At 47.5% G+C, this 804-nt stretch carries 1 protein-coding gene and 1 pseudogene; one reads left to right on the forward strand and one right to left on the reverse strand.

Annotated features, from left to right (window positions below; translation table 11 throughout):
* On the forward strand, nucleotides 1–229 hold a 229-nt coding region (locus CINSTRO3249_RS16115), incomplete at its 5' end, for an integrase core domain-containing protein (RefSeq protein WP_143146879.1).
* Between the two features lie 47 nt (nucleotides 230–276).
* Here CINSTRO3249_RS16115 and CINSTRO3249_RS16120 read toward each other — a convergent pair.
* Nucleotides 277–675, reverse strand: a pseudogene (locus tag CINSTRO3249_RS16120) (GDP-mannose 4,6-dehydratase); the annotation flags it as partial.
* Between the last annotated feature and the right edge of the window lie 129 nt (nucleotides 676–804).

The following is an 804-nucleotide window of genomic DNA, read 5'->3' on the forward strand; positions in this document are numbered from 1 at the left end:
CGGCGACTCCTACGATAATGCGATGGCAGAGAGTATCAACGGGTTGTACAAAACGGAGGTTATCCACCGCGGGAGCTGGAAAAACCGGACGGAAGTGGAGTTGGCCACGCTGGACTGGGTGGACTGGTACAACAACAGAAGGCTGCTCGGGCGGCTGGGTTACATCCCTCCTACTGAAGCCGAAATGAACTATTACGCTTTGCAATTAGCATCAGAGGAAGCGGCGTAGTATTGCCAAAATTACTCTCTAATAAACTCGGGGTTATTCAGTCGTGGTTCGCACACCAGACCGAAAAGTTCCGACGTGGATGCCTGATAGTAACGGTTTTTTTCGGTCAGCCCGAGAAAACGAATGGCCTCTAATAAGCGCAACGCGCCGATGGCATCGACGTCGGCGGTATATTCGGGAGAATCAAAGCTGACCGCGACGTGTGATTGCGCACCCAAATTATAAACTTCGTCCGGTTGGACTTCCGCTAGAATGCGGGTTAAATTTGAGGTGTCAGAAAGATCACCATGATGTAATTTAAGCATGGCGTTATTGTCATGAGATGCCTGAAAAATATGTTCAATCCGTTGCGTGTTAAACTGAGAGCATCGTCGTTTTATTCCATGGACCTCGTACCCTTTGTTCAATAGGAATTCGGCAAGATATGAACCATCTTGGCCAGTAATACCGAGGCTGTAAAATAATCTGTGTAAATGGCATTTTTAGCAAAACCTTTAAAGGACTACAAAATGCCTATCAGCAACGATCTTATTGACCAATTGCTCCAGGATTGCCACTCCCCTCAGGACCTGTTG

Source organism: Candidatus Sodalis sp. SoCistrobi (assembly GCF_900143145.1).
In the GTDB taxonomy this organism is placed as follows: domain Bacteria; phylum Pseudomonadota; class Gammaproteobacteria; order Enterobacterales; family Enterobacteriaceae; genus SoCistrobi.